This is a genomic window from Methylobacterium aquaticum (assembly GCF_001043915.1).
GTDB classification, from domain to species: Bacteria; Pseudomonadota; Alphaproteobacteria; order Rhizobiales; family Beijerinckiaceae; genus Methylobacterium; species Methylobacterium aquaticum.
Window position 1 is genome coordinate 1 of sequence record NZ_LABX01000133.1, and the last position, 1,395, is coordinate 1,395.

Genomic DNA, 1,395 nt, shown 5'->3' on the forward strand with positions numbered 1-1,395 from the left:
CCAGGACAGGCCGCGCTTCATTGACGGGATGGCCGGCGGTATCCAGTCACGAAGGCGGGACAGATCATGGGCTCCGACGCCGGGATGGGATAGGGGCCGCCCCCGCGGCGGTCCGCTTCCCTGCTCCGCGATCCTGCCGCCGGCGAAGCAGAGTTGCGTTGGCAGGCCAACGCTTCGCCCACTTAGAGCGCTTCACGATCGCATTGCAATCGCGAAGCTTCTCTAGAGCATTTTCCGTTCAAGTAGAAATAGCAGAGCTTTCATCTTAGTCTGCATCGTAGCCGGCTGCTGCGATGATGCGGCGGCACTCGCGTGGCTTAAAGCAGCGCAAGATGCGCTGGATAGTCCGGTGTAGAGCGTCTTCGCTGCGCGCGGCCGCTTTGCGCAGCAACGCTTTGATCTTGGCAAAGACCTGCTCAATCGGGTTGAAGTCGGGCGAATAGGCTGGCACGTACAGGATCCGCGCTCCCACTGCGGCAACTGCCTCGCGCACCCCCGCTACCTTGTGGGCTTGGAGGTTGTCCATGATCAGCGTATCGCCTGGGCGCAATGTCGGCGCCAACTCCTCCCGCACGTAGGTCAGGAACGCCGCTCCGGTCATCGCGCCGCGGCGCAGGTGCGGTGCCACCAGACCGTCGCTGCGCAAGCCCAGCACCAGCGTCGTGCTCGCCCACTGTCCGTGTGGCACCGCCATCCGGCAGCGTTCCCCGCACGGGGCCCGCCCGCGCAGGCGCGCCATCTTGGTGTTGACCCCGGTCTCGTCCACGAACACCAGCCGCTCCGGGTCCAGGTCGAGTTGGTCCTCAAACCACGCCTCGCGGACTTCCTTCACGTCCGGAAGCTGCTGCTCTGCCGCATGCGCCGTCTTTTTTTATATGTCAGGCCGTGGCGCGCGAGCAGCCGGGCAATCGCACTGAGCGAGGTTTTGATCCCACGCCGGGACAGACGCCTCTTCAACTCGGCCAGTGTCAGGTCGGGCGTCCGCGCGACCTGGTCGAGGAGAGCCGAGGCATGCTCCTCAAGGTCGGCTGAGCGACGATCTCCTCCCATCGGATCGGCCGCCAGCGAACCGTGCCGGCTCAGCCGGGCACGCCAGCGGCTGGCGCTCGCCGGGCTGACGCCAAACCGCTCTGCCACTTGCGAGCATGACAGGCCTTGCTCCAATGCAGCGACGACCCGACAACGGAGATCGACGGACAGGGCAGCCGGCATGGCTCCTCCTCACACGCCGGGGGGGGTGAACATCAATCAGACGACACCCATATAAGAGCTCGGCTATTCATAACCAAGCTCGGCAATTTCTACATGAACGGAAAACGCTCCTGTCTCTTATCAACATCTGACGCTGCCGACGAATAGTGAGGCGTACGTGTCGGTATTCAACGGGTTAACGTA

General features: G+C 63.7%; 1 protein-coding gene. It reads right to left on the reverse strand.

Annotated elements, in window-relative coordinates; translation table 11 throughout:
• Positions 1–265 precede the first annotated feature (265 nt).
• Positions 266–1,212, reverse strand: a protein-coding gene (locus VP06_RS35105) for an IS630 family transposase (RefSeq protein WP_425350923.1) whose coding sequence is annotated in 2 segments (ribosomal slippage) — positions 266–871 and positions 874–1,212 — 945 coding nt in all. Because the reading frame shifts where the segments join, the coding sequence is not laid out codon by codon here.
• Between the last annotated feature and the right edge of the window lie 183 nt (positions 1,213–1,395).